Origin of the sequence: Corallococcus carmarthensis (assembly GCF_003611695.1) — a bacterium.
GTDB lineage: Bacteria > Myxococcota > Myxococcia > Myxococcales > Myxococcaceae > Corallococcus > Corallococcus carmarthensis.
In genome coordinates, this window is the sequence record NZ_RAWE01000338.1 from 1 (window position 1) to 6433 (window position 6433).

The window sequence follows — 6433 nt, forward strand, 5'->3', positions numbered from 1 at the left end:
GGTGGGAGCGGGTGGGGGTTCCTGGCATCGGGGAGAGCGGGAGATGGGAGAGGCCTTCCGAAGACTCACGGTCGTCGAGCCCCCGGCCGACGAAGCGCCCTCCAATTGTGCCGCGCCCCCACACGCCCGGAACCTGCCGCCCACCGGTTCGGTGGCGCTCGTCTTCACCGACATCCAGGGGTCCACGCGGTTGTGGGAGCGCTGTGGCCAGGCCATGCGCGACGCGCTGGAGCTGCATGACGGCGTGCTGCGCGCGCTGCTCTTGGGCACCGACGGCTACGAGGTGAAGTCGCAGGGCGATGCCTTCATGGTCGCGTTCGCGTCCCCGTTGGAGGCGACGCACTGGTGCCTGCGCGCGCAGGAGGCGCTGCTGCACGCGAGCTGGCCGGACGCGCTTCTGGAAGAGCCGGACGCGGCGGAGGAGCAAACGCCAGAAGGGCTGTCGCACCGGGGGCTGCGCGTGCGAATGGGCGTGCACGTGGGCGAACCCGACTGCCGCCTGGATCCGGCCACGCACCGGCTGGACTACCTGGGGCCTCCGGTGAACATCGCGGCGAGGGTCGCGGACGCGGGACATGGCGGCCAGGTGCTGCTGAGTGGCGCGGCGTGGGCCCGCATCCAGCCGGAGCTGGTGTTGCTGGGGATGCCCAGCGCACGTGCGCTGGGCGCCTTCCGCCTGCGCGGCGTGAGCGACAGCGTGACGCTGGTGGAGCTGCTGCCCGCGTCCCTTGCGCACCGCCGCTTCGGTCCCCTGCGCGCCCCACGCGAGCGCCCCGGCAACGTGCCTACGCTGCGGCAGGACCTGGTGGGGCGCGCGGAGGAACTGGATACGTTGCGGCAGTGGATGTCGGAGGGCGCCCGGCTGATCAGCATCCTGGGCCCCGGCGGCATGGGCAAGACACGGCTGGCCACGCACTTCGGCGCGCTGGAGTCCGATGCGGGCACGTGGGAGGGCGGCGTCTGGCGGTGCGACCTGGAGGAGGCGCTGACGGAGGGCGACCTCTGCCACGCGGTGGGCCGGGCCCTGGGCGTACCGCTGACGGCGGACGGAGACGGCAGCACGCCCGCGGAGCGGCTGGGCCGTGCACTCGCGGGCTGCGGCGACGTGCTGGTCATCCTGGACAACGTGGAGCAGGTGGTGCGGCACGTGCCCACGACGCTGGGGCGCTGGCGGGTGCTGGCGCCGCGAGCCCGCTTCCTCGTCACCTCGCGCGAGGCCCTGCGGCTTCCCGGCGAACGCGTGCTGGACCTGGCCCCGATGGGCCTGCCGGATCCCGACGAGACGCGCTGGGACGTCATCCTGCGCTCGGACGCGGTGCGCCTGTTCGTGCAGCGGGCCCGGGAGACGCGCGGCGACTTCATCCTGAGCGACGCGGAGGCCCCGCGCGTCGCGGACATCGTGCGGCAGCTGGACGGCATCGCGCTGGCCATCGAGCTGGCGGCGGCGCGCGTGAGCGTGCTGGGCGTGGAGCAATTGCGTGAGCGGTTGGCGAAGCGCTTCGACCTGCTGCGCGTGGGACGGCGGGACGCACCCGCGCGACAGGCGACGCTGCGGGGGGCCATCGACTGGTCCTGGAACCTGCTGGAGCCGGCCGAGCGCGCCGCGCTGGCGCAGTGCTCGGTGTTCCGGGGCGGCTTCACGCTGGAGGCCGCCGAGGCGGTGCTGGTGCTGCCAGAGGGCTCGCCCGACGTGCTGGAGGTGGTGCACTCGCTGCGCTCCCAATCGCTCCTGTGCGCGCGCGAGGTGGGGGCTCCCGGTGGCTTCCTGCGCCTGGGGTTGTACGAGAGCATCCGCGAATACGCGGTGCTGCGGCTGCGCGAGCTGGGAGAAGAAGCGGCGTGCGAGGCCCGGCACGCGGACACGTACCTCCAGGTCGCTGGCCGGCTGCGCGAGCGCGTGCAGAAGACGGGAGGCGCCACGGCGCTGCGGCGGCTGGCCCTGGAGCGCGAGAACCTGCTGGCCGCGTGCGACAACGCGATGGCGGTCCGGCCCGCGACCGCCGAGTCCCTGGGCCGCGCGCTGGAGACGCTGGTGGCGCTGGAGCCGGATGCGCGCACGCGCGGGCCGGTGGGGCTGCTGGTGGAGCGGCTGGAGCGTGCGCTGGAGGCGTCGTCGCACGTGCCGGTGGCGCCGCTGAAGCGCGCGGAGGCGATGGCGGTGCTGGGCCGCGCGTACCTGGACGCCGGACAGGCGGAGTACGCGCGCCAGGCCCTGGATGAGGTGCGAGGCGTCTTCCACACGCTGGGCGAGACAGCGTCGGAGAAGCGCGTGCTCGTGGACCTGTCCATCGTCGCCCGTCACGCCGGGGATGGCGCCACCGCGTGGACGCTGATGCGCGACGCGCAGGCGCTGCCCTCCGGAAACGACCGCTGGCTGGAGGCCTACGCGGAAGGCAACCTGGGCCTCGTCGAACAGGTGCGGCGCGGACCGGAAGCGGCCATTCCGCACCTGCGCGCGTCGCTGGCGTTGTTCCGCGAGGTGGGCGACGTGACGTTCGAGGTGGGCTTCCTCACCAACTGCGCGGTCGCCATCGGCGAGGCGGGCGACGGCGGTGAAGCCGTGATGCTCCTGGGCGAGGCGCTGGGGCGGGCTCTGAGCGTGGAGGACCGCACAGGCCAGGCGCTCGCGCGGCTCAACCTGGGTTGCTACCTGATGGACGCGGGCGGCATCGCGGAGGCGTGCGAACACCTGGAGGCCGCGGTGCGCCTGTCGCGGCTGCTGGGACAGCGGCTGCTGGAGGGCACGGCGCTGGGTGAGCTGGGCCGCGCCTCGCTCGCCCGGGAGGACTGGAGTCAGGCCCGCGTGGCGCTGGCGGAGGCGGTCACCATCCTGGGCCGTGCGTCGCGCTGGCAGGCCCTGCGGTTCATCGCGCACCGGGCCGCGCTGGACGCGGCGAGTGGAGAGCTGCGAGCCGCGCGGGAGGGCTTCGCCGCGCTGGAAGGTGCCCCCGAGCTGCGCGAGGACCCTGCCCTCTTCCAGCTCGTGGATCTGCTCCGCGCGGCGCTCGACCTGGCCGAAGCCGACGCCGCGCCCATGGGGAGCGCGGCAGGCCAGGAAGCCAGGGCCGCCGCCCGCCGCCGCATCGAAGCGGCCCGGAACGCCCCGCGCGAAACCGCGTCGTCCGACATCCGGGGCGCCTTGCGCTTCCTGGAGGCGCGTCCCGGCTTCACCGTCACGCATCCGGCTGCGTGAAGCCGCTACTCCGGCTTCGCGTCCGGATCCGTCACGGGAGCCGGCTTCGCGAAGCGGCGGAAGAAGCTGTCGTCGTTCCAGTACGGCCGGCCGGGGGCATCCGCCACCGCGTTCGTCAGCGCGGTCAGGAAGGTGATGAAGCGCGCGGCGCCCGCGTGGTCCACGGGCTGTTGCGTGAGGTCATCCGACGGTGCGTGGTAGCGCTCGGTCAGCCACTGCTTGAACACCTTCTGCTCCTCCGAACCCGGCGTGTAGCCGAACTTGAAGAACAGCGCGGGCACGCCCTCGCGGATGAACGAGTACTGGTCGCTGCGCACGAACAGGTTGCGGTCCGGCTCCGGATCCGGAAGCACCTGCACGTCCAGCTTCGCCGCCACCTCCGCCAGTTGCACCGCGAGCGAGGACTCGTCCTTGCCGTGCGCCACCACCGACGTGAACGGCCAGTGGGGCATGAACATGTCCAGGTTGAAGTCCGCCACGATGGAGGTGATGGGCACGGGCGGCCGCGACGCGAAGTACTTCGACCCGAGCAGCCCCTTCTCCTCCCCCGTCACCAGCGCGAACACCACCGAGCGCTTCGGCTTCTCCTGCTGGTCATGCAGCTGCCGGGCGACCTCCAGCAGCGCCGCCACGCCGGACGCGTTGTCCATGGCGCCGTTGTAGATGCGGTCCCCCTTCACGGGCTCGCCAATGCCCACGTGGTCCAGGTGCGCGCTGAGCACCACGTACTCCTTCGCGAGCACCGGATCCGTGCCCGGCATGACGCCCACCACGTTCATGGACTTCACCGGCTTCACGTCGAAGGCCAGCTTCGCCTTCATGCGCAGGGGCAGGTCGAACTTCGGCAGCGGCTTGTCTTCATTGGCCAGCGCCACCAGCTCCTCGTACGTGTGCGGCGCGCCCTCCAACCACTTCTGCGATTGCGCCACGTTCGCCACCACCGCGACCTTCAGCCCGCGCGAGTCGTTGAGCGACGGATCCGCGAACACCACCGTCGGGCTCTTGCTGGAGCCCACGATGCGCTCCCACGGCAGCTCCAGCATCTTCGGGTTCTGGAGGTACACGTACCCCACGGCCCCCGCCGCCTTGAGCACCTTCAGCCGCTCCGACCAAGAGGAGAAGTGCGACTTCACCGGGCCTGGGATGTTCCCCGGTCCGCCCTGGAGCAGCACCACCACCTTGCCCTTCAGGTCCAGGCCCGCGAAGTCGTCGTGGCCCAGCTCCGGGATGGACAGGCCGTAGCCCACGAACACCAGCGGCGCGTCCACGGTGCCGTTGTCGCCCTGCCGCGAGGACAGCACGACGTCCTCGCCCTGCACCAGCGGCAGCGTCTTGCCGTCCTTCACCAGCGCGACACTGGACTTGGACTCGATGAGGCGGCGCGACTGCAACACCATGGGCTGCAGGAAGCCCGTCTTCAGCATCGGCCTCACGCCCAGCGCGGCCAGCTCCTTGGACACATAGCCGGCGGCCGTCGCGTAGCCCTTGCTGCCCGTGTCGCGCCCCTCCATCGCGTCACTGGCGAGCACCTCCACGTGCTTCCACCAGCGGTCCTCCGAGCCTCCGGACCCGGAAGCAGGAGGCTCCGCGGCGAAGGCCCCGGAGGAGACGAACAGCGCGAGCGCGGCGACAGACGAGACCCGGTTCATGCCCCGGAGCATCCAGGGCGAAGCCGGGTCATGCAACCGCGATCAGGCCTGGACGCCCAGCCGCCGGCCGCGCAGCTCCGACAGCGTGCGCGCGTCCAGCAGCACCGCGGACTTCTCCTGCGGGGACAGGGGCTCCACCCCGCCCGCCAGCAGCTTGCGCCGCGCGGAGGCCAGCGCCACGGGGACGCTCGCCGTCGGGTGGGCCTCCAGTAGCGCCAGGTGCAGCGCGTGCGCGCGAGGGTCGGTCAGCACGTGATCCAGCGCATCACCCACCGGCTCCATCTCCTCCTCGGCCAGTTCCTGCGCGCGCACCAGCACGGTGGGCGGATGGAGCTCCTCCGGGATGAGGAACAGGCCCCGCCGCTGCGCCCACAGGCCCAGCGACGCACGGGCGGTGAAGACGGAGATGGCCGGGGCCAACCACAGCCCCAGGATGACCGGCGACAGCCACGCCAGCATGCCCGGCGCCACCGCGATCGTCAGCGCCGCGAGCACCGCGCCAATCGCCATGTGCCACTTGTGCCGGCGCAGCGCCTCCGACCACGGCAGGTCCGTGTCCTCGCGCTGCTGGCTGGACCAGTTCACCTTGTAGCCAAGCAGCGTCCCGAACACGAAGTGCGACTGGAAGAGCATCATCACGGGCGCCATCAGCGTGGACACCACGCCCTCCAGCGCCACGCTCAGCACCAGCTTGAACCGGCCGCCCATCCGCGCCGCCTCCTCGCGGTGGGCCAGCACCAGTCCCAGGCCCATCAAGCGCGGAATCCACAAGAGCGCCAGTGACAGCGCCATCAGCCGCAGCGCGCCCACCGTGTCGAACGCGTCTCCGCCCGGCAGCGTGGACTGGAACTCCACCAGCGTCGTGGGCGAGAAGAACCACTCGTGCAGCGCGGCGAACAGGCCCGCCACCAGGAAGATGAGCCACAGGGGCGACGCCACGTAGGACATCACGCCCATCAGGAAGTGCATCCGGCTCATCGGGTGCAGGCCGCCCGCCATCACCAGCCCCAGGTGCTGGAGGTTGCCCTGGCACCAGCGGCGGTCGCGCTGCGCGTACGCGAGGAGGTCCGGCGGCGGCTGTTCGTAGCTGCCGCCCAGCTCCGGCACCAGCCACACCGTGTAGCCCGCCCGTCGCATCAGCGCGGCCTCCACGAAGTCGTGGCTGAGGATGTGGCCGCCAAAGGGCTGCTGGCCCGGCAGCACCGGCAGGCCGCAGTGCTCGATGAAGGGCGCCATCCGCAAGATGGCGTTGTGGCCCCAGTAGTTGGAGTCCCCCAACTGCCATGCCGCCGCGCCCGCGGCCACGATGGGGCCGTAGATGCGCCCGGCGAACTGCTGAAGCCGCGCGAACAGCGTGGAGCGCCCCACGTTCTGCGGCGGCACCTGGAGGATGCCCGCGCCCGGGTTCAGCTCCATCAGCCGCGCCATCTCCACCACGCTGTCGCCCGCCATCAGGCTGTCGGCGTCCAGCACCAGCAGGAAGTCGTAGCGGCGGCCCCAGCGCTCGCAGAACTCCGCGAGGTTGCCCGCCTTCTTGGCCGTGTTGTCGAAGCGGCGGCGGTAGCTGGCTCTTATACACATCTGACGCTGC

3 protein-coding genes are annotated in these 6433 nt (G+C 71.9%); 1 reads left to right on the top strand and 2 read right to left on the bottom strand.

The window, feature by feature from the left end:
• Positions 1-43 precede the first annotated feature (43 nt).
• Positions 44-3193 (top strand): ATP-binding protein, encoded by a 3150-nt coding sequence (locus D7X32_RS42250; protein ID WP_120608166.1) that lies wholly within the window; start codon positions 44-46, stop codon positions 3191-3193.
• Between the two features lie 5 nt (positions 3194-3198).
• Here the strand turns inward: D7X32_RS42250 and D7X32_RS42255 are convergent, their stop codons facing one another.
• Complete coding sequence (locus D7X32_RS42255) at positions 3199-4842, bottom strand: M28 family metallopeptidase (protein ID WP_120608167.1); 1644 nt, start codon at positions 4840-4842, stop codon at positions 3199-3201.
• A gap of 42 nt (positions 4843-4884) precedes the next feature.
• Positions 4885-6433, bottom strand: a 1549-nt coding sequence (gene mdoH / locus D7X32_RS48015; RefSeq protein WP_120608168.1) for a glucans biosynthesis glucosyltransferase MdoH, incomplete at its 5' end; no start/stop codon positions are given.

Excerpts from the sequence above, each read along its gene's own strand:
- D7X32_RS42255 (WP_120608167.1), bottom strand. The coding sequence starts at position 4,842 with ATGAACCGGGTCTCGTCTGTCGCCGCGCTCGCGCTGTTCGTCTCCTCC.
- D7X32_RS42250 (WP_120608166.1), top strand. The coding sequence starts at position 44 with ATGGGAGAGGCCTTCCGAAGACTCACGGTCGTCGAGCCCCCGGCCGAC.